This is a genomic window from Mesorhizobium sp. P2_H9 (assembly GCF_056403215.1).
The window spans coordinates 559,749-579,035 of the sequence record NZ_JBFUFX010000002.1 but is presented as its reverse complement, the minus strand read 5'-3'; the positions used below and the strand labels follow the sequence as shown (position 1 = coordinate 579,035).

The window sequence follows — 19,287 nt, the reverse complement described above, 5'->3', positions numbered from 1 at the left end:
TGGTGGTCGCCGCTGACGAGGTTCAGCTGGTAGTAGCGGCCGTTTGCCAGCCAGCGCGCGATAACCGCCGTAGTGAGCCAGGAACGCCAGCGGCGCTGGATCGTCATGCGCATGTAGACTTGTGCAACGACAAGGCTGCCGCTGCCGAGCACGAGCGGCACGAATACGGCGCTCAGGAAATAGACTGTGCGGGCATTGCGCTGCTCAATGGCGTCGAAAATCGAGCGGTGCCAGACATTGATCCCATACTGGAAGCCGATGTTGATGCAGATCAGCACCAACACCCCGATTGTGAACGGCCAGGCGAGCCTGTCGGCGCCGCGGCCCCAATAACCGCGTGCGCTGATCCAGAAACGCCGCAGCAGGTATTTCTTGCGCGCCTGCTCGGCCTGCTCGGGCGTCAGCTGCGGATCGGGCTCGATGGCCTCCGGCGGCGGTGCGGCCTGGCCGTCCACCTCAGGCGCGGCTTCTACAGTCGATGCCTTTTCCTGGCGCGACTTTTCAGCGACGCCTCGTTTGGCGCGGTCGACCGATTTCGGCTTGAGCTTAGCCCCCGACATCAGGCGATAACGGCTTTAAAATCAAAAGGTTTCATGATGTCCGCTCGAGATTCACTCTCACAGACCTAAGGCTCCTCTGGTGCTTGGCACGAGCCTCGACCACCGGCAGCATTGCGGAACGAAATTGGAGCTGAACTATTGTTGAATGCGAACCAATCGAGAATGTTCGCATGCCAAAATTCAATGACGAATGGAAGGTCGGGTCGCACGGCCGGCTGGAAAAACTCGACGACGGGCTGCTAACTCTTGAGGGCGAAATCCAAATGCCGTTGGGCAACTTTCCTCGGCGGATGACCGTGGTCAGACTCCGGGGGAGGCGCACCGCTATCTGGAGCGCCATCCCGCTCGCCGAGCCCGAAATGCGAGAAATCGAAGCCCTTGGCGACCCCTCCTTCCTTATTGTACCGGGTACCGCTCACCGGCTCGACATCAAACCCTGGAAGCTGCGCTATCCCAAGGCAAAGATTGTCTGCGCTCCTGGTGCGGTGGACGCCATCGAGAAAGTCGTAAAAGTCGATAGCACGGGAGATATCTTGAATGATCCCGCCGTCCGCATGGAGTCAGTGCCCGGCGTTTCCGAGAAGGAGGCTTCGCTGCTCGTGCGACGTGAAGGTGGGACGACCTTCGTCATAAACGACATACTCGCCAATGTGCGTCATCCGCATGGGATTGGCGCTCACATTATGGCACGCGTGTTGGGCTTCGGTGTCAATCGTCCACAGATGCCGCGAGTTAGCAAATGGCTGTATGTGAAGGACCGGGAGGCGCTCGCCGGGGCTTTCCGCAAATGGGCAAACGAACCAGGCCTCGCACGCGTCATCGTCAGCCACGGTGACGTGATCGTCGACGAACCCCAGAAGGTGCTCGAAAGGGTTGCAGCTGAGTTGGAGCGTTGACCTGGACTTGTCAAAAAAAGGGCCAGCGTAAATCTGCTGACCCTTCTTGAATCTCACAGCTTCTTATTGATGGCTGCCGCCGTCTTGTTTGTGGCGTCCTTGACTGCGGACTTCACGTCGCCAACAGCCTTCTGGACTTTGCCTTTTGCTTCCTGGGCTGCGCCCTCCGCTCTCAGCCTGTCATTGCCAACGGCCTTGCCGACGCCCTGCTTCACTTTGCCGGCTGCCTGGTTTGCAAGGCCGGCCGTCTTGTCGCTTGTGCTTCCCATGACGATACGCGCTCCTTTTGGGGATAATCAACTCATTCAGAACGCTGCGGAATCGGGGAGGTTCCTCCAAAGCTCAGATTGTGTGAGCGATTTGAGCGCCCCGGAACATACGGCTTCGCCAGATTGCTGTCCGTCTGGCGCAACTCGTTCCCCAGTCGGCTTTTGTTCGACGATGCAACCAGCTTGGTCCTTCGGCGTTAATGCCCGCTCCAATGAAAACTACGCCCAGCGGCATCCAGGGAACCAGGTGATGAGTAGATTTCTTCCTCTCAATATCCGTTTTGTCGACGGAACTACGATGGTAGTCTCATCCATCCCAGATGCACAGAAAGCGCTGGCGTGCCAATGGCGGAACAAAGAGGCCACGACATATCACGAAGCCGCTCGTCTACTGGCAGCTGCGAAAGACGGAATTTGCAAGCCAGCCGTGGCCTTCGATGCTTTCAAAAGCGAGGCTTCCAGACAGGGACTTCTCCAGCCAACCAAAACCAGCTCGGCACTTAGCATGCTGGATGATTTGACGTTGCCGGTAGCCAGGTGACGTCCGATGGTGGAAACGTCAGCCGGCGTTCGCCATCTGCTTTTTACTTCTACCGGGAAGCGGACAGATCAAGCGACCTCTGCAGATGACCTGACGAGATCACCCGTATCGCCCCAGTTATTCGCCAAACGGGCGGAACCGCCTGCAGGACGCAGCATTGTGAAGAGGTGCAATCCCGCACCGTTCACAAGGAACATGCCATGGCCAAGTCGTCGCGCAACCCGAACGGCACACTTGCTGCCATTCACGATCAAAAGCTGATGCGCGGCGAAGGCGGCGAACTTCACCAGACGGCCGAAGGCGATGTGCCGGTGTTGACCACGGCTCAAGGTGGCCCGGTGTCCGATGACCAGAATTCGCTGAAGATCGGCGCGCGCGGCCCAACGGTGCTCGAAGATTTCCATTTCCGCGAGAAGATCTTTCATTTCGACCACGAGCGCATACCCGAGCGCGTCGTTCATGCGCGCGGCTACGGCGCGCACGGCTATTTCGAAACCTATGAATCGCTGGCCAAATACACCCGCGCCGATATCTTCCAGCGCGCTGGCGAAAAGACGCCGGCCTTCGTGCGCTTCTCCACCGTCGCAGGCAGTAAGGGATCAGCCGATCTGGCGCGCGACGTCCGCGGGTTCGCCGTCAAGCTCTATACCCAGGAAGGCAACTGGGACATTGTCGGCAACAACATCCCGGTGTTCTTCATCCAGGACGCCATCAAGTTTCCCGACCTCGTCCATTCGGTCAAGGAAGAGCCAGATCGCGGCTTCCCGCAAGCGCAGTCGGCGCATGACAATTTCTGGGACTTCATCTCGCTGACCCCTGAAAGCATGCACATGATCATGTGGGTCATGTCGGACCGGGCCATCCCGCGCTCCTTGCGCTTCATGGAGGGCTTTGGCGTCCACACCTTCCGGATGGTCAATGCCAAGGACGAATCCACCTTCGTCAAGTTTCACTGGAAGCCTAAGCTCGGCATGCAATCGGTGGCCTGGAACGAGGCGGTGAAGATCAATGGCGCCGATCCTGACTTTCATCGCCGCGACCTGTGGGACTCGATCCAGGCCGGCAATTTTCCGGAGTGGGAGCTGCGGCTGCAGCTGTTCGACCAGGCGTTTGCCGATGGTTTCGATTTCGACGTGCTCGACGCCACCAAGCTGATCCCCGAGGAAATCCTGGCGCCGATCCCGGTCGGTCGCCTCGTGCTCGACCGCATGCCCGACAATTTCTTCGCTGAGACCGAACAGGTCGCGTTTATGACGCAGAATGTTCCGCCCGGCATCGATTTTTCAAACGACCCATTGCTTCAGGGTCGGAATTTTTCTTATCTCGACACACAGCTGAAGCGACTCGGCGGGCCTAACTTCACGCATATTCCGATCAACGCGCCAAAGTGCCCGTTCCATCATTTCCAGCAGGATGGCCACATGGCCATGCGCAATCCGGTCGGACGCGTGAACTACCAGCCGAATTCCTTCGGCGAAGGGCCACGGGAGTCGCCCCAGCGTGGTTTCCGTTCCTTTGCCGAAGCCGAAGACGGTCCCAAAAAGCGCATTCGCGCTGAGAGCTTTGCCGACCACTACAGCCAGGCCCGTCAGTTCTACATCAGCCAGACGACCACAGAGCAAGGTCACATAGCGGCCGCCCTGACCTTCGAACTGAGCAAAGTGAAGACGCCGGTCATTCGCGAACGGATGGTGTCGCACCTGCTCAACATCGATGACGGGCTTGCCAGGAAGGTTGCTGCCGATCTCGGGCTGAAGGCGATGCCGAAACCCGCCGATGCGGCTGCTGCCACCCGCCAAGACCTTGGCACCGCGCCATCGCTCAGCATCCTGCAAAACGGTGCACGGGAGTTCAAGGGCCGCAAGCTCGGGATCCTCGTCACCGACGGCACCGACGCAGCTCTGCTCAAGGCCCTGACATCTGCATTGGCCAAGGCCGGCGCCAGCTTCGAGATCATCGCTCCGAAGGTTGGCGGCGCCAAAGCTAGCGACGGCAGTTTGATCGAGGCGGATCAGATGCTCGCGGGCGCTCCATCCGTCCTGTATGACGCGGTGGCGCTGCTGCCCTCGCAGGCTGCCATCGCCGAGTTGGCGAAGGAATCGACCGCCCGCGATTTCGTCGCCGACGCTTTCGCGCATTGCAAGTTCATCGGCTACGTCGAAGCGGCAACGGCCCTTTTCGAGAAGGCCGGCATCGCGGACAGTCTCGACAAGGGTGTCGTAGCCTTGTCCGGCCCGAGAGATGTCGCCGGTTTTCTTGGCAAGCTGGGCGCGCTGCGTCTGTGGGATCGGGAACCAAAAGTGAAAATGTCTTAGGTCCAGCCCCGCTGCTACTTGTCAAACAATCCCTAGGCGCCAAAGCGGAACAATCGCGCGATGGACAAAGAGCCCTCGTTAATTGATTTCGAAGCGGCCAGTCGCGCGGAGTTGACGACGGAAACCAGCAAGGCCGCGCTTCGGTCGGAGCACGGAGATCGCGGCCGCGATGCGGCTTGGCCGTCGCAAATTCCACCGCTCGGCTGGAAGGATATTTCCTGGCGATTGTGGGAAGAATTCAACAAGGATCGCGTGCTGCTTGTGGCGGCGGGCGCGACGTTCTATCTCCTGCTCGCGCTGTTTCCGGCACTGGCGGCGTTCATTTCAATTTATGGATTTGTCGCCGATCCGGTCAGTGTCGCCGACCATATCGCATATCTTGGCGGATTGTTGCCGTCGGGAGGCCTTGAGCTTATTCGCGATCAATTGCATGCGCTTGCCACACAGAAACCGGGCACACTCGGGACGGGGTTTTTTGTTGGTTTGGCGATCGCGCTCTGGAGCGCCAACAGCGGGATGAAGGCGCTGTTCGACGCAATGAACATTGCCTACGAGGAAAGCGAGAAACGCAGCTTCATCACCCTGAACCTCATGTCGATCTTATTCACGATTGGAGCCTTGTTCATTGGCGTCGTGCTATTGCTGACGGTTGGCGTTGTTCCGGCACTGTTGCGCTTCTTCTATCTTGATGCCTGGACCGAAACGCTTGTCGCGGTCTCGCGATGGCCTGTTCTGGTGGCGGCAATGCTGACGGGCATTTCCTTGCTATATCGCTTCGGGCCAAGCCGCGAACGCGCGAAATGGCGGTGGCTAAGCTGGGGAGCGCTGTTGGCGACAGCCGTGTGGATCGCTGCATCGTGGCTGTTCTCGTTCTACCTCCAGCATTTCGCCAACTACAACGCTACCTACGGATCGCTCGGCGCGGTAGTCGGCTTGATGATGTGGACATGGATCTCCGTCATCATCCTCATCGCCGGCGCGGCAATCAATGCGGAGATGGAACACCAGACTGCGATCGACTCGACCACGGGTCCGGCACTTCCAATGGGAAAGCGCGGAGCGGTAGTCGCTGACACACTGGGTAAGATTGCTGACTGACCCCGTGCGCTTTCCCACAAACGTCCCGTCTAGCCCTCGGCCTTGAAGTTCTTGGCCTCCTCCTTGCCTTTGTCCTTCCCCAGCTCGGCAACAAGATCCTTGGCCTGCTTCGGTGACACGTCGGTTGTCTCCGCGATGTGCATTGCCTCCTTGTCGGAGATCCGATTGTCCTTCTTGCTTTGCTTGATAGCCATTTCCCAATCTCCTTGCTTACGGGGAGTAACGGCTTTCAGACGCTGCCCGTTCCAGAGCCGCATTTTGTGTCATCAGCCGCCCGCAATTGTAGCCCTTGATCGTGATGTAGGCGGCTTTCCCTTCGCCCATTGGATGATCTGTCGAAGGCCGCACACATTGGCCAAGCGATCAGGGAGTGCCGATCTTCCACTCCATGGCGGCTTGCGTCGATCTCGAATTTTTGGTCAGTGCATGTTTGGCCTGGGAGTGAGCCCGCAAATGCCCAAGATGCCTGTACATGGCCAGCGCATAGGCTTCCCGCCAACAAGCGCTGCTCCACGATCCATATTCGTCGACCGATCCGGTGAACATTGTCGGATCCGCACGTTGCGACCAGGCGAAGTGAATGAACGATTTACAAATTGGGTTGGCGATCCAGCCGTCGCTGCTGGGTTAAATATGCCCGCCACGACAATGGGCCTGGATTCGTTTCGCTCCTACATCGGCAGCTTTGACAACCTCCGGCGTAATTTGATGGCGATCCGCATGCTCGACGACGAGCCTATCGGATTGATCATGGCGGAGATCGATCAGAGGCACCGCATCGGATCGCTGCATCTTATCGTTGGAGACACTGCCCATCGACGGCTCCAAATTTCGTTCGAAGCAGTCACGCTCGTGATCTGGCACATGTTTGTTGAACGTGGGATGCAAAAATTGATGTTTGAGCCGCTCTCCCGCAATCAAGCGGCGGTTGCCGCATGCCGGCTTGGAATGTTGAGGCAGGAGGGCGAATTGCGGTCCCACCGTCTAGACGCCAAGACAGGCACAAGGCTCGACCAACTGATCTTCGCGCTCACGATAGATGAATTCAAGAGCCGAGTGTGTGCTGTCGCCAGACTTCCCAAATTCGAGGGGCCCGGACTGGCCAGAAATTTCGTACGCGAAACTGCCAGGTCTTTTGGCCGTGGGAAGATCTAGAACCGATAGGCAATCCCAAAATTCAGGGTCCCGAACCGTGGTTTGAAATCAATCGAGTTCGCCACCTCAACCTTATCAAACAGATATTCGATGTATTCGGTTTTGAAAGACCATTTTGGAGCGAAGGCGTATTCAAAACCGGCGCCAAATGCGCCGCCGAAACGTGTTTTGTCCACGGTATTCGTGCCGCCCAAAAAGAAATCCGACGACGTATTGATGCGTGTAACCGCGACACCCGCCGTGCCGTAGAGCAGCAACTGGTCCGAAGCTAGGAACCCTGCGCGTGCTCTGGCGGACGCGACCCAATCGAGATCGTAGGCATACGCATTTGTCTTGCCACCGAATATCGGATCTTCGGCCGTCTGTTCGTGGAAGCCGAGGAAGTCAACACTCGCCACGCCGCCGTAAACAAACTGGCCGGACTGCCAATCATGGCCGACGAAAACGCCGCCGACGAAGGCGGTGTTGTTGAAGTCCGAGCCGCTGATGACATTGCCGCCGCTGAAGCCTGGATGCGAAAATCCCGCACCGATCTCAGCGCCGGCATAGTAGCCCGCCCAATTGCCATCTTGCGCCATCGCTGGCGCGACTACCGCACCGAGAGCAACCGATGCATAAAAGATCTTGAACATGAATCACCCCAACCGAAACCTACCTTACATGCAGGGTCTTAAAATGCTGTAGCAATACCCTCACAGTTTGCTCCCTCATTAGTCCGTGGCATTCGACAAACTCCATGCAGTTGGGCCAGAACGCGAAAAGCCCGCGCCTCTGGCGGAGCGCGCGGGCTTCGATCGAGTTGCGGACCCGATCTTCGGCAGATACCGAGGGGTCGTTATCTGCCGCCGATACGAACTCTTAGGACAAGCTAATGTTCCAACAAATCCAGCTGCGGAGAACTCGATCAATCGCCTTTGCTCGGCTGACGCAGCGTCTTCGGATGGTTGCCTGCTTCGGACGAAATCGAGCAACAAGATATCATTGCTCTTAATTCCCGGCGGTGGAGATCATGAGCAGGCGGTGAAAACCTTTTTGCCCCATCTGCGTTGTCCCTTCGAAGCGAAGGAGACAGTTCATGCTGACCAACACAAAAACCGACACGTCCGAGGCAACGCAGGCTCAACGTCGCGTGCAGCGCAAGGTTGACGCAGACGATCGCAAGAAGGCGAAATCAAAACCGGAGGGCGCCATGCAGGCGGGCGCGCGAAAATACCCCGAGCCACCCTTCCCAAAGCAGCACCATCCCAAGCCCGGCGAGGAATGGCAGATCAAGCCGGCACCCCTCTACGACGCGCCGTTCTGGCAGGGTTCGCAGAAGCTTGAGGGCAAGGTGGCGCTGATCACCGGCGGCGATTCAGGGATCGGCCGGGCTGTCGCGGTGTTGTTCGCCCGTGAGGGCGCCGATGTCGCCATCGTCTATTTGTCGGAGGACCGGGACGCGGATGTAACCAAGCGGGCCGTGGAGGCCGAAGGGCGACGCTGTTTGACGCTGCGTGGCGATGTCTCTCGCCGTCCCTTCTGTCGCCAGGCGGTAACAACAACCGTCAAGCAATTGGGTGGGCTCGACGTGCTGGTCAACAACGCCGCGTTCCAGGTGCATTCGGCCGAATTCGCAGACCTCACCGAAAAGCACTTCGACACCACGTTGAAGACCAATCTCTACGGCTATTTTCATATGGCGCAGGAAGCGGTGGCACACATGAAGCCAGGCTCGGCCATCGTCAACACCGGTTCGGTCACCGGCATCCACGGCTCGAGGGAATTGGTCGACTACTCGATGACCAAGGGTGGCATCCACGCATTCACGCGGGCACTTTCCGGCAACCTCATCGGGAAAGGGATCCGCGTCAACGCCGTCGCACCGGGGCCGGTGTGGACTCCTCTCAACCCTTCCGAAAAAACAGCAGAGGACGTCGCGCAGTTTGGGGCAAAAACGCCGATGAAACGACCGGCCCAACCCGAGGAGATCGCACCGGCATATGTGTTTTTGGCCTCGTCGCAATGCTCAAGTTACATCACTGGCGAGATCCTGCCGATTGTGGGAGGCTATTGAGCGAGAGACCCGGCACTCTTAAGGCAGAGACAGGTGCAACCTTGTGGCAGTCTCGCCTATAGCTGAGACTCGATAGGTAGGTGGCGGACCAAGGCCGCCAGGATGCGGCGAAAAACTCCGGCTTCCGGTTCCTGGGTGTAGTCCTGCAGCTTGCCTTCATCGCAGCCGTGCCAATGCAGAACATTTCTTTTCAACTCGAGCCTATAGCTCGCTTCCGGCGCGATCTCAGCTTGAAAACGCTGCCGCAGCTCAGCTACCAATTTCTCATCTTCAAACAGAACGCCCATTTCCGAATTCAATGACACTGACCGCGGATCAAAATTGAAGGAACCGACGAAGCCGGTCTTGTCATCAACAGTGAACGCTTTGGTGTGCAGGCTGGCGCCCCTGGACCCAAATACCGAGATCACCGGTTGACGGCTGAAAGGCTGAAGCTCGAAAAGCTTGATGCCATTCCTGAGCAATCGCTTGCGGTAGTTTGCATAAGCTCCGTGGACCGCAGCGACATCTGTAGCCGCCAGAGAATTGGTCAAAACCGAAACATCAACCCCTTTGCTGACCAGGTCCAGCAGTACGGCCGAACCCCTTCTGCCGGGAATGAAATAGGGGGATACAATTTCAAGGCAATTTCGCGCAGACTGAATGATGGGGAGCAACTCCTTCATCAGCCAGCTCCGACGCCTCCAGCCGCGAACCTTTTCTGGGGGATCGGAAATTACCCGAGCGTGGGCTGTCCAATGCACGTCGTTGCTTGCCGCGATGAACTCGGCGACGGAAGCCCGTTCACCAATGGAATTCAGGAGTTTCGAGTCGGTGTCGCCATCGCTTTTTTCAAACGCAGTGGCATGGTTGGCTTCGGTGACAGAAGCGAGTGCGCCAATCGGTATCGCTTCCTTGCAAGCCCAAAATGCCTCAAAGATTTGAGCGGTTTGCTGGACCGCAGGCCCGAGGAGCAGGACATCGAGGTCTCGGAAATTGGTTTCCGCCGCGTCGAAATAGGCATCGCCAACATTGCGTCCGCCGACAATAGCGATCGTCTCGTCCACGATCCACGCCTTGTTGTGCATCCTCCGGGTCAAAGCAAAGAGCCGCAAGAGCACTTCCACGCCGCGCATGATGCTAGACCGTCTGATGCCACTTGGATTGAACAACTTCACTTCGATATTCGGATGATTGCTCAGCGCTAAATAGGTCGAATCGCTCCTGCACGGGTTGACGTCGTCAAGGAGCATGCGCACCCGAACGCCGCGCTCAGCGGCCCGGAAAACCTCTTGAAGAAGCAGGCGACCGGTGTGGTCATCGTGCCAAAGGTAGTACATCAGGTCGAGAGTGCGAATGGCGCTTCTTGCCGCCAGAACGCGTATGGCGAAGGCGTCATAATTGTCCGCGACGAGCAGCAAGCCGCTCCGGCCAGCGGCGATATTGTCGTCAGCAATTCGCGAAACAGAAACGTCCATACAAACTCGCACAGCCGGCGTTCGGCACCGGCCTTTCTCAAATCATAGCAAGAACCCTTCAGCCGCGATCTGGTTGCATAACACCGCTTCTAGGAAAGCGCGAGCGGCCGCATCACACGACCTGGCCCTCAACGCGAGTGACTGGGTTCGCCACGTCACGGTAGAGAGTTCCCAGCGGGTGACGCGGTTCAAGATGTGCCAGCCTGGATCGAACGGGCATGGAACCTTTGCGAACAACAAGCCTTCTTCCTCTGACCCAAGGGAGGAAACCAATGGCAAATCTGGGAAAACTGGCTGTCGCAATGCTTGGCGTTCTGGCCTACCAAAATCGCGATAAGATCGGAGACTTGATCCGAGGCGCGGGAAATCGCGATCCAAACAACCCGCAAGGGGGGATCATGGATCAGCTGTCCAAGGGCGTGTCTGGGACGGCGCTTGGGGACATACTGGACCGCTTCAGAAATGCAGGAGTGGGGTCGAAGGTAGATTCTTGGGTTGGTACCGGACCAAACGACCCGATCGAAACGAAAGACGTTGAGATGGCAATAGACGAGGACACCCTCACTTCCCTTTCGATGCAAACCGGTCTGTCGCGCGATGAACTGGTAGCCAGAATCTCGAAAGAATTGCCCGACGCCGTAGACAAGCTCACGCCAGACGGTGCGCTGCCGGCAGAAAATCCCAGTCAAGGGACCGGTAAAACAACACTCCTCGACTAGGTGCCGACACTTCCCCCGATCGGTAGGGAGGACTTTCCCAGGGCCTGCGATCTGGGACACGTGCGCGAGCGTTTCATCGCATCCAYGCGGTGACCGAGCGTCGATTCCTTGGAATGCTCTGCATCGATAGCGGTGTTTCAGTGTTTTTCCTCGCGGGGGCAAACTTTCCTGCAGCTCGATCCAAACGTGTGCATGTAAGGGTCTCTATCGGATGGCCAAGAAACTCAAAGTCTATCAAACCTCCATCGGCTTCTTTGACCTTGCGATCGCCGCACCATCGATGAAAGCTGCCGCACAAGCCTGGGGATCGGACCCCGACATCTTCAAACGCGGTTTCGCGAAACAAACCGAAGACCCAAAGGTGGTGGCAGCAGCGAACGCCACGCCAGGCGTGGTGTTGCGGCGGCCGGTCGGATCGCGCGAGGAATTCACTGAAAAGGCGGCCCTTCCAAAAGCACACGTTGTGGGTCAATCGGCTGGGCAGGATCGCGCGCCACCGCCGCACGCCAGAAAGAAGGCCGACACGAAATCCGCAGAGAATTCAGAACTGAAGGCGATTGCGGCTCTCGAAAAGGAAAGAAAACGCGAGGCCCTCAATCGCGCAAAAGCAGAGGCCGAGCGCGAGCGTGAGAAAAGGCAACGCGAAAGAGTGATCGCTAAGGCAAATGCCGTTTTCGAACGGGCTCGTAGCCGCCATGAAGGCGTGATAAACTCCATCAGGCAGCGACGGGAGAAACTGGACAAAGAAGAAGCTGGCGAAGACGAAAGATGGGAGCGCGCGCAGCAGGCGCACGACGCTTCGTTGAAGGATGCAAAGGCGTAAGCTGAAAGCAACCGCGACCGCTCGGATTGCGTCGGACTTTGCCTAATTGGCGCAATTGTTTGATCGGTTTCTGGTGGCAGCCGAGGCGCTGCACAAGAGCGTTGTCCAGCCGCTGCAATCGACCACAGGCGATCACTTCCGGGCGCTGCAAGACACGCAGCCGCATGCGCTCGTCCGAAGCGGTTTTCACGGGCACATTGCCGGGCGGCGGTGGGCCGGCAAGGTGAGCGACAGCGCGACAGGTTCGCCGAGGCTGCTGCAGCCGGCAAGCTTGAGGCTGCTGCAAGCGGCGACAAATTACTGTCTCCAAAGCGCTGGGGAACGCATAAACCCCTGTAGGCGATCAGCGCGTGGCGACGGAGCCATCAGACTGTGGCCGCGTTATCTCGGATCATGACGGAGGATGACAGCAAACAGAAAGAACTTGGAACCGAAGAGCGTCGGGAGCGGCGAAGGCTAAGGAGAGAGAGGCAGAGAATTGAAAACATTGGACGTGCCGAAAAAATGCATACCGCCCGCTTGGCCGGGGCAAGTGCAGAGCGCGGGCCCATTGCGTCTTCCTTTGTGGCTTCTGCCTATGTCGGCTGCTCGGGATGGTTTTACTGGAAATGGCGGGGACAGTTTTACCCGGTGGACCTGCCCACAGGCAAATGGTTCGATTACTACGCGAACCAGTTCGATACGGTCGAGATCAACGCATCGTTCTATTCATGGCCAACCGTCACAAATGTCAAAAGCTGGGCTCGACAACCGGGTAACCGAAACTTTGTCTATACCGTCAAGGTCTGTGAGCTGATCACTCATATCAAGAGGTTCAAGGGCACCAAGGACCTTGTCATGGATTTTGGAATGATCGCCGATATCCTTGGCGAGCGAATGGGCTGTTTTTTATTTCAGCTTCCGCCCAGCTATCATTTCACAAAGGCGAGACTGAACGGCATTCTCGACCAACTCGACCCGGCCCGGCGCAATGTGGTGGAGTTTCGTCACGCCAGTTGGTGGAACGAAACGGTTTACTCGGCCTTCCGTGAAAGAGGCACGATCTTTTGCTCATGCAGCGGCCCCCGCCTTCCGGATGCCCTGGTGCGGACGGCCGACGATGTCTACCTGCGGCTCCACGGTCCAGAGCGGTGGTACAGGCATGACTACACCGGCGACGAGTTAACCAAATGGGCCGACAAAATCCGAGCCAGCGGCGCAAAGAAGGCCTGGGTTTATTTCAATAATGACTATGAGGGCTTTGCGCCAAAGAATGCGAGGGCGATGCGGCGGTTGCTGGAGGAACCACCCCTCGGATCGACCACCCATGGCGCGAATTCGGCAGGAGATGACGACGTTGAGCGTCTGTTTTGACCCGGTGATCTCTTGTGAATGCTCGATCCTTGTCGTCGGCGCCGCCTGATCATGGAAGAGGCCAAGAGATTCGATGAATACGGAAGGGCGCTGAAATCACTCCAATGCTCTTGTTGGCTCTCTTATCGTCCAGGCGTCTCTCCGATCGTGTCGCAATCGACGACCGGTCGTGAGTGGCTGCGATACGTTGCCGGCTGCACGCTAGCGGGCAAGCCGGCAATTTCATTCACCAGCTTCTTTCGGATCGCGTTCGCAAAGCCGGCTGTGTTTTCGACGGTGACAACGAAGGCGTCGGAACCGCCAATGACGCAACTCTCGTAGTAGAGCTCGACAAAGTGCGGCCCAAAGCTGTCGAGCGTGTCGGCAGCGCGCAGAGAGATCGCCAGTCCGTTGATGGTCACGCCGCCGTTTATGAGTGCGTCGTGCACCAGTTGCAGCGGCAGACCGGCATTGTTGGGTCCGTCGCCGGATAGGTCAATAACCCGGCGCAGGCTGCGTAAGCCACTCTTCGCGAACAGATCATTCGCGACCGATAATGCGCCGGAAATTGATGTTCCGCGGCCTTCAGTCAACGGCAGCGCCGTGAGTCTGTCTGCCCAAGTCACAGCGTCGTCGAGGCTTTCGACGATTGTCCACGGCATGATGACTGTCTGCTGACGCGGCCCTGCCCACTCGAGATAAAGCACTGCGATTCTGCCCCGTTCTCCCGACCTGATTGCCCTCGCGATGTCCGCATGGCGGAAGGCACCGATGTAGCCGTCGCGCTGTACTTTTTGTTCAACTCTGCTCATCGAGGGCGAGACGTCCACGGCAAGTATCAACTGCAGATCGACTTCGGCCAGGGCGTCGGTGGGACGGTGGGTCGAGCGAGCCTGTGACGTCATCGCCAAGAACAGGGTGAGCGCGCAGAACCCCGTGAGCCGTAGCACCGACTTTGCACCCGCACTTCCGGCAAATTGCACCAAGTAGTCCATGGCAAGCCTCCCGCTGACAAAGCAATTGTCGTCAGAGGCGTCGCCCGGGTCACGAACGACTTCCGATCATTCGCCGAAATCTGGGCTATCGGCGGTGATGACACTTCGCAGTGCGAAACCGTGCTAAGATCGAGGCATTGGACTGCGGCCTCGTGCTTGAGGGAACCGGCTTGACCAGCTCGCCGCCCACGACGTTCGTACTCAATGGCGTTACCGCCGATCTGAGCAGCGAGACCTTGCGCGACAAGTCCAACAGGACCATCGCACTTCGCCACCAGGCCTTCGCGGTGCTTCGTCACCTTCTGGAGAACGCCGATCGCGTCATCACCAAGGACGACCTCATGAAGGCGGTCTGGAACGGGATAGCCGTGACCGATGACAGCCTGGTGCAATGCATTCACGAGATCCGTGCGGCGCTCGACGACAATGGGCAGGCCGTCGTGCAGACAGTGCCGAGGCGCGGTTACAGGCTGGTCCTTCCCTCAAATGCCGGACCGAGAATGGCCACCATCCTGGTCGCCGAAGTGGCCGCCGAGGGCCAGCCGACAGGCAAGGATAAGCGGATCCCTGCTGCAACTTTCCGGGCGTACAGGCAGATCATCGATCGGCTGCTAGTTCAACATGCAGGTCGCGTGTTCTGGACCGCCGAGAGCCTGGTCGCCGAGTTCAGCGGCCCTGTCGAGGCGATGCGGTGCGCGATCGAAATCCAGCAGGACGTCGATAGGCGGAACTGCGACGTTGCCACGACGAAGCGCCTGCGCTTCCGCATCGGCGTTCACCTGGGCTATGTCGTTGCCGAGGGCGACCACCTCGCGGGCGAGGCGGTCGCGATCGCCACTCATATGCAAGAATTGTCACGACCGGGCGGGATTTGCGTCTCGGAGGCGGTCCACGCCCAGGCTCAAGACCGGCTTTCGCTGGAATTCGTCGATCTCGGCGAGCACAAGCTGAAGAGCGTCGCACGCGCCTTGCGCATCTACCGCGTATCCCTTGCTTCGGAGGAACCGGTCAGGTCGCCATTTCGCGGTCTCGATGCATTCGAATTCGAAGATGCCGACCTCTTCTTCGGCCGAGCGCGGGCGATTGCTGCCTGCACTGCAAGACTGGAGCAGCAGGCAGCCAGCGGCACCGCATTCCTGCTCATCTACGGAATGAGCGGTTGCGGCAAGTCTTCCCTCCTGCGCGCTGGCCTGCTGCCGTCATTGACCCGGCCTGGAGCGGTAGCAGGCATCTCCTTGTGGCGCCGCTGCCTGATCCGCCTGTCCGAAGGACCGGATACATTCGCTGTGCTGGCTGCGGCACTGCTTCGCGAAGGTGCGGTGCCGGAGCTGGCCTGCGAGGTAACAGCCGCGGAGTTTGCTCTGCTTTGCAGGAACGCGCCGGATCGGGCACTGGCGATGGTCCGAAAGGCACTTGGCAAGGCCGCCGGGCCGGCCCGTCCACAGATCAGATTGCTTGTCGCCATCGATCAGCTGGAGGAGCTGTTCACGACGGAGAGGGAGCCCGCGACGCGCGAGGCCCTTGTGCGGCTCACAGCGGCGCTGGCCGCGAGCGGATTTGTCTGGGTGATCGCCGCGATCCGTTCGGACTTTTTTCACCGCTGCGGTGAAGTCCCGGGATTCTCGGCGCTCAAGGACGGCCTCGCCAGCTACGAACTCCTGCCGCCGACTGGCCCAGAGATCGCCCAGATCATCCGCGAACCGGCGGGCATTGCCGGACTTCGCTTCGAGGAGAGTGCCGAGTTGGGACGGCTCGATGATGTGCTGCAGGAGGCCGCAGCTGCCGATCCCGGATCATTGCCGCTTCTCGAGTTTGTGCTCGACGCGTTGTACGAGGCCGGCCGCGAGCGCCGCGTTCTCACCTTTGCGCATTATCGCGCGCTCGGCGGGCTCGAAGGCGCAATCGCGCGCCGCGCCGATGAAGTCGTAGACTTGCTCGCGCCCGAGATCCAGGAGGCCTTGCCCGCGGTGCTGCGCGCCCTCACCACGGCAAGTCCGGGCGATGAAACGGTGACGGCACGTCCCGCCCTGCTCACCGAAGTTGCAGGCACTCCCGCGCGATCGGCCCTCGTCCGGGCCATGACCGAGGCGCGGCTCCTCGTCAGCGATGAGGACCCCTCAGGGCATGTCGTCGTACGCGTTGCCCATGAAGCATTGTTGAGCCGTTGGCCGCGCGCCGGTGACGTTGTGAATGCAAACCGCAACTTCCTCGCAACGCGCGACCGCCTCAGGGCCGACGCCCACCGTTGGCATCTGGAGAGCAGGAATCGAGAGCTTCTCCTGCCGTCCGGCAAACGTCTCGCGGAGGGCGAAGAGCTGCTGCTGTCAAGGCGCGAGGAGGTCGACGATGACGTCGTTGAATATATCGAGGCGTCCGTACGTGCCCACCAGCAGAAAGAGGAGAAGGACCGGCAGGCAGAGCTGGCACTGATCGAGGCCGCCGAAGAGGCAAAACGCGAGCGCCTGGAGCGCGAGGCGGAGCGGCGGAGCCTCGCGGCTGCCGCGGCAAACCGGCTGGCCCGACGTACGCGCACTGCAGCGATTGTGGCGATAGTGCTCGCTCTCCTGGCGGGCGCAGGTGCACTGGTCGCCTTCAAGGCGCAGGAGGAAGCAAGCTGGCAACGCGACCAGGCGCTGCGTAACCAGTCTCTTTCGCTCTCGTTTCTGTCGCAGCAGTCCACGGCTACGGGCAACACCGAGGCTGCGATCCTCTTGGCGCTCGAAGCACTTTCCTCGAAAGACCAGTCCGAGCGGCCCTATCTCTTCGAAGCGGAGGCAGCCCTCTACAAGGCCCTGCTGGGACACCGCCAGATCAAAAACTTCCGGCATGGCGCCGGCGTTACGGATGCGGCGTTCAATCCGACCGGCGATCAAATAGTCACTGCCTCCTACGACAAAACTGCAGGCGTCTGGGACATCTCCAGCGGTGCCGAAACTGCGGTTCTGAAAGGTCATGAAGGGGCCGTAGAGAGGGCTGAATTCAGCCCGGACGGGAGCCGTATCCTGACGGCCGCAAGGGACGGCACTGCGCGCCTCTGGAACGCCATCTCGGGAGAACAGCTTTTCGTCCTGCAGCCGGTGGGTAATTATCCAACGGCAATCTTCAGCCCGAATGGCGACCGGGTGCTGACGGCAGGACAGGACAGCGATGCAACGCTCTGGGACGCTCGGACCGGAACGAAAGTCCTGAGTGTGAGCAGCGACGGATATACGCGTGCAGCCTTCAATTCTGCCGGCCGTAGCTTCGCGACCGCATACAGGGGAGTCGTTTCGATCTGGAACACCGCAGATGGTGTACTGACGCGATCGATTCGAGTGAGCTGCTGGCCCTACAGCCTGGCCTTCAGCCCGGACGGGAGCCGGATACTGTCCGGCGCGTGGGCCCCGCTTACATACGGCGGCCCTTCCACCCTCATCGATGTGTCGAAGGGAACCGAGATCGCAAAGTTGGCCGGCAACACGAGCGACACACAATTGAACGGCGTGATCTTCAGTCACGGGGGTCAGCGGATCGCCACGGTGTCCCTCGATGGCGCTGCCCGGATCTGGGATGGAGCGTCGGGAACGCCGCATGGCCTGCTCGGCCAAGAAGTCTCGGGTTTGAGGCTGACTGATATCGGTGGCGATGTACGCGATGAGGAGATGAACGGTGCTTTCAGCCCAGATGACCACTTCCTGGCGACCGCCTCAGTCAATGGGCCGATCCGCATCTGGGACGTTGAGCGCGCCTCGTTGGTCACTACGATCGCAGGTCATGACTCTTTGGTCGAGCATCTGGAATTCAGCCCGATCGATAGCAACATTCTTCTCACTGCTTCACACGATGGCACCGCCCGGCTGTGGGATGTCGACGGCGCTCTCACGACCACGCTCTCACATGAATATCGGCCGGTTTTCGCGGTCTTCAGTCCTGACAACGTCCACCTGCTGACCGGTGGCGGCGACAGCGCGGCGCATCTGTGGGATGTCTTGAGCGGGCGCGAGACAATTCGTCTCGATACACATGAGATGGTTCAAAGCGCGACGTTCAGCCCGGACGGAAAGCGCGTCGCGACGGCATCTCTTGGGGGGCATGTCCGTGTTTGGAATGCGGTCACGGGACACGAGACCGCCCAGTTCCGCTCACGTGGGGGACTGATCCAGATCCAGTTTGGGCGCGATGGCAAATCGCTTCTATCCGCATCGATCCACGGGACCGCCCAGCTGTGGGACGCGGCGACGGGTACCGAGTTGGCCGTCATCAATACAAGCAGCAAGCTGCCGCAGGCCATCCCTAGCCCTGACGGCCGTATGATCTTCGCTGCCAGGGAAGACAATTTGGGCCATCTCCTGACCGCGGGCGGGTATGAGCTCAAGGCTCTTGTCGGGCATCGGGATCGCATCACGGCAGCGGCCTTCAACCCGAACGGTCAACTGGTCGCCACGGGCTCACGCGACCACACGGTCCGAATCTGGTCGGCCACGGACGGAGCAAACGTCGCAACGCTAGAGGGACACACCGACGAGGTGACGGTGGTCGCCTTCAGCGCGGACGGTCAGTCGCTGCTGACCGCGTCACGCGACGGAGCCGTCCGTATCTGGAGCGTCTCCGATGGACTGGAAAGGGCCGTTCTTCGGGGCCACAGCGGCGCGGTGAACAGCGCCGAGTTCAGTCCCAATGGCTTGTACGTCGTGACGGCGTCGACCGAAGATCGAACGGTCCGGTTATGGGCGACGCAATCGGGGCGCCAGATTGCAGTCGTTGGCAGTCAGGACGAAGCAACCGTTCTACCGGGCTTTCCACGCGCAGCTTTCAGCGCCGACGGCACCCATGTCGCAATTGTTTCCGGCGAAAAAAGGATCCGCATCGTTCGCGTCTTCCAGACACCCCGGGACCTCATTGACTTCGCCCGGCGCACCGTCCCTCGCGAACTCACCCCTTGCGAGCGGCGAAGCTTCTTCCTCCCTGAAGACCCTGCAACCGGTACCTGTCCGGGTTGATGTCGGCAACGGAGTCAGATTGCCGCTTGTCTATCGGAGCGATTGTTAACAACAAGGACCATTCCCTAACCGGTCGCGGCGACCGGTGCGGCCGG

General features: G+C 59.4%; 15 protein-coding genes and 1 pseudogene. 10 read left to right on the top strand and 6 right to left on the bottom strand.

Annotated elements, in window-relative coordinates; genetic code table 11:
* Positions 1–560: pseudogene (locus AC1DXN_RS05915) on the bottom strand (ABC transporter ATP-binding protein/permease); the annotation flags it as partial.
* 170 nt (positions 561–730) lie between these two features.
* On the opposite strand from AC1DXN_RS05915, the gene AC1DXN_RS05910 reads away from it, so the two are divergent.
* Entirely contained in the window at positions 731–1,456 is a 726-nt protein-coding gene (locus tag AC1DXN_RS05910; protein WP_477272528.1) for a hypothetical protein, read from the top strand.
* 53 nt (positions 1,457–1,509) lie between these two features.
* On the opposite strand, the gene AC1DXN_RS05905 is transcribed toward AC1DXN_RS05910, so the two are convergent.
* Complete coding sequence (locus tag AC1DXN_RS05905; RefSeq protein WP_477272530.1) at positions 1,510–1,725, bottom strand: CsbD family protein; 216 nt, start codon at positions 1,723–1,725, stop codon at positions 1,510–1,512.
* On the opposite strand from AC1DXN_RS05905, the gene AC1DXN_RS05900 reads away from it, so the two are divergent.
* The 3 genes from AC1DXN_RS05900 (at position 1,724) to AC1DXN_RS05890 (ending at position 5,679) form a co-directional block, all read left to right on the top strand.
* Positions 1,724–2,266, top strand: a complete 543-nt coding sequence (locus AC1DXN_RS05900; RefSeq protein ID WP_477421490.1) for a DUF982 domain-containing protein — start codon at positions 1,724–1,726, stop codon at positions 2,264–2,266. The genes AC1DXN_RS05905 and AC1DXN_RS05900 overlap by 2 nt on opposite strands.
* Before the next feature lie 200 nt (positions 2,267–2,466).
* Entirely contained in the window at positions 2,467–4,581 is a 2,115-nt protein-coding gene (gene katE, locus AC1DXN_RS05895) for a catalase (protein ID WP_477272534.1), read from the top strand.
* A gap of 60 nt (positions 4,582–4,641) precedes the next feature.
* Positions 4,642–5,679, top strand: coding sequence for a YihY/virulence factor BrkB family protein (locus tag AC1DXN_RS05890; protein WP_477272536.1), 1,038 nt, complete (start codon positions 4,642–4,644; stop codon positions 5,677–5,679).
* 29 nt (positions 5,680–5,708) lie between these two features.
* Here the strand turns inward: AC1DXN_RS05890 and AC1DXN_RS05885 are convergent, their stop codons facing one another.
* Positions 5,709–5,873 carry a hypothetical protein gene (locus AC1DXN_RS05885; RefSeq protein WP_477272538.1) on the bottom strand — a complete coding sequence of 55 codons (165 nt, stop codon included), beginning with the start codon at positions 5,871–5,873 and terminating at the stop codon, positions 5,709–5,711.
* Between the two features lie 259 nt (positions 5,874–6,132).
* On the opposite strand from AC1DXN_RS05885, the gene AC1DXN_RS05880 reads away from it, so the two are divergent.
* Positions 6,133–6,834, top strand: a complete 702-nt coding sequence (locus tag AC1DXN_RS05880; RefSeq protein WP_477272540.1) for a GNAT family N-acetyltransferase — start codon at positions 6,133–6,135, stop codon at positions 6,832–6,834.
* Here the strand turns inward: AC1DXN_RS05880 and AC1DXN_RS05875 are convergent.
* Positions 6,831–7,466 (bottom strand): outer membrane protein, encoded by a 636-nt coding sequence (locus AC1DXN_RS05875; RefSeq protein ID WP_477272542.1) that lies wholly within the window; start codon positions 7,464–7,466, stop codon positions 6,831–6,833. The two genes, AC1DXN_RS05880 and AC1DXN_RS05875, sit on opposite strands and share 4 nt — an antisense overlap.
* 443 nt (positions 7,467–7,909) lie before the next feature.
* On the opposite strand from AC1DXN_RS05875, the gene AC1DXN_RS05870 reads away from it, so the two are divergent.
* Complete coding sequence (locus AC1DXN_RS05870) at positions 7,910–8,887, top strand: SDR family oxidoreductase (protein ID WP_477272544.1); 978 nt, start codon at positions 7,910–7,912, stop codon at positions 8,885–8,887.
* A gap of 56 nt (positions 8,888–8,943) precedes the next feature.
* Here the strand turns inward: AC1DXN_RS05870 and AC1DXN_RS05865 are convergent, their stop codons facing one another.
* A complete protein-coding gene (locus AC1DXN_RS05865; protein ID WP_477272546.1) occupies positions 8,944–10,344 on the bottom strand; it encodes a phospholipase D-like domain-containing protein in 1,401 nt (466 codons plus the stop codon).
* 272 nt (positions 10,345–10,616) lie between these two features.
* Here AC1DXN_RS05865 and AC1DXN_RS05860 point away from each other — a divergent pair, with 272 nt between their 5' ends.
* The 3 genes from AC1DXN_RS05860 to AC1DXN_RS05850 all read left to right on the top strand — a co-directional run bounded on the left by AC1DXN_RS05860 (position 10,617) and on the right by AC1DXN_RS05850 (position 13,239).
* Positions 10,617–11,063 (top strand): YidB family protein, encoded by a 447-nt coding sequence (locus AC1DXN_RS05860; RefSeq protein ID WP_477272547.1) that lies wholly within the window; start codon positions 10,617–10,619, stop codon positions 11,061–11,063.
* A 211-nt stretch (positions 11,064–11,274) separates the two neighbouring features.
* Positions 11,275–11,886: a cell envelope biogenesis protein TolA gene (locus AC1DXN_RS05855; protein WP_477272549.1), complete on the top strand. Its 612-nt coding sequence runs from the start codon at positions 11,275–11,277 to the stop codon at positions 11,884–11,886.
* A 393-nt stretch (positions 11,887–12,279) separates the two neighbouring features.
* Positions 12,280–13,239: a DUF72 domain-containing protein gene (locus tag AC1DXN_RS05850; RefSeq protein WP_477272551.1), complete on the top strand. Its 960-nt coding sequence runs from the start codon at positions 12,280–12,282 to the stop codon at positions 13,237–13,239.
* Positions 13,240–13,361: 122 nt separating this feature from the next.
* On the opposite strand, the gene AC1DXN_RS05845 is transcribed toward AC1DXN_RS05850, so the two are convergent.
* On the bottom strand, positions 13,362–14,213 hold the full coding sequence (locus tag AC1DXN_RS05845) for a DUF1194 domain-containing protein (protein WP_477272553.1): 852 nt from the start codon (positions 14,211–14,213) through the stop codon (positions 13,362–13,364).
* Between the two features lie 170 nt (positions 14,214–14,383).
* Here AC1DXN_RS05845 and AC1DXN_RS05840 point away from each other — a divergent pair, with 170 nt between their 5' ends.
* Positions 14,384–19,192: an nSTAND1 domain-containing NTPase gene (locus AC1DXN_RS05840; RefSeq protein WP_477272555.1), complete on the top strand. Its 4,809-nt coding sequence runs from the start codon at positions 14,384–14,386 to the stop codon at positions 19,190–19,192.
* The last annotated feature ends 95 nt before the right edge of the window (positions 19,193–19,287 follow it).

Excerpts from the sequence above, each read along its gene's own strand:
- AC1DXN_RS05845 (WP_477272553.1), bottom strand. The coding sequence starts at position 14,213 with ATGGACTACTTGGTGCAATTTGCCGGAAGTGCGGGTGCAAAGTCGGTG.
- AC1DXN_RS05910 (WP_477272528.1), top strand. The coding sequence starts at position 731 with ATGCCAAAATTCAATGACGAATGGAAGGTCGGGTCGCACGGCCGGCTG.
- AC1DXN_RS05875 (WP_477272542.1), bottom strand. The coding sequence starts at position 7,466 with ATGTTCAAGATCTTTTATGCATCGGTTGCTCTCGGTGCGGTAGTCGCG.
- AC1DXN_RS05850 (WP_477272551.1), top strand. The coding sequence starts at position 12,280 with ATGACGGAGGATGACAGCAAACAGAAAGAACTTGGAACCGAAGAGCGT.
- katE (WP_477272534.1), top strand. The coding sequence starts at position 2,467 with ATGGCCAAGTCGTCGCGCAACCCGAACGGCACACTTGCTGCCATTCAC.
- AC1DXN_RS05890 (WP_477272536.1), top strand. The coding sequence starts at position 4,642 with ATGGACAAAGAGCCCTCGTTAATTGATTTCGAAGCGGCCAGTCGCGCG.
- AC1DXN_RS05870 (WP_477272544.1), top strand. The coding sequence starts at position 7,910 with ATGCTGACCAACACAAAAACCGACACGTCCGAGGCAACGCAGGCTCAA.
- AC1DXN_RS05860 (WP_477272547.1), top strand. The coding sequence starts at position 10,617 with ATGGCAAATCTGGGAAAACTGGCTGTCGCAATGCTTGGCGTTCTGGCC.
- AC1DXN_RS05885 (WP_477272538.1), bottom strand. The coding sequence starts at position 5,873 with ATGGCTATCAAGCAAAGCAAGAAGGACAATCGGATCTCCGACAAGGAG.
- AC1DXN_RS05855 (WP_477272549.1), top strand. The coding sequence starts at position 11,275 with ATGGCCAAGAAACTCAAAGTCTATCAAACCTCCATCGGCTTCTTTGAC.
- AC1DXN_RS05900 (WP_477421490.1), top strand. The coding sequence starts at position 1,724 with ATGACGATACGCGCTCCTTTTGGGGATAATCAACTCATTCAGAACGCT.
- AC1DXN_RS05865 (WP_477272546.1), bottom strand. The coding sequence starts at position 10,344 with ATGGACGTTTCTGTTTCGCGAATTGCTGACGACAATATCGCCGCTGGC.
- AC1DXN_RS05905 (WP_477272530.1), bottom strand. The coding sequence starts at position 1,725 with ATGGGAAGCACAAGCGACAAGACGGCCGGCCTTGCAAACCAGGCAGCC.
- AC1DXN_RS05880 (WP_477272540.1), top strand. The coding sequence starts at position 6,133 with ATGCCCAAGATGCCTGTACATGGCCAGCGCATAGGCTTCCCGCCAACA.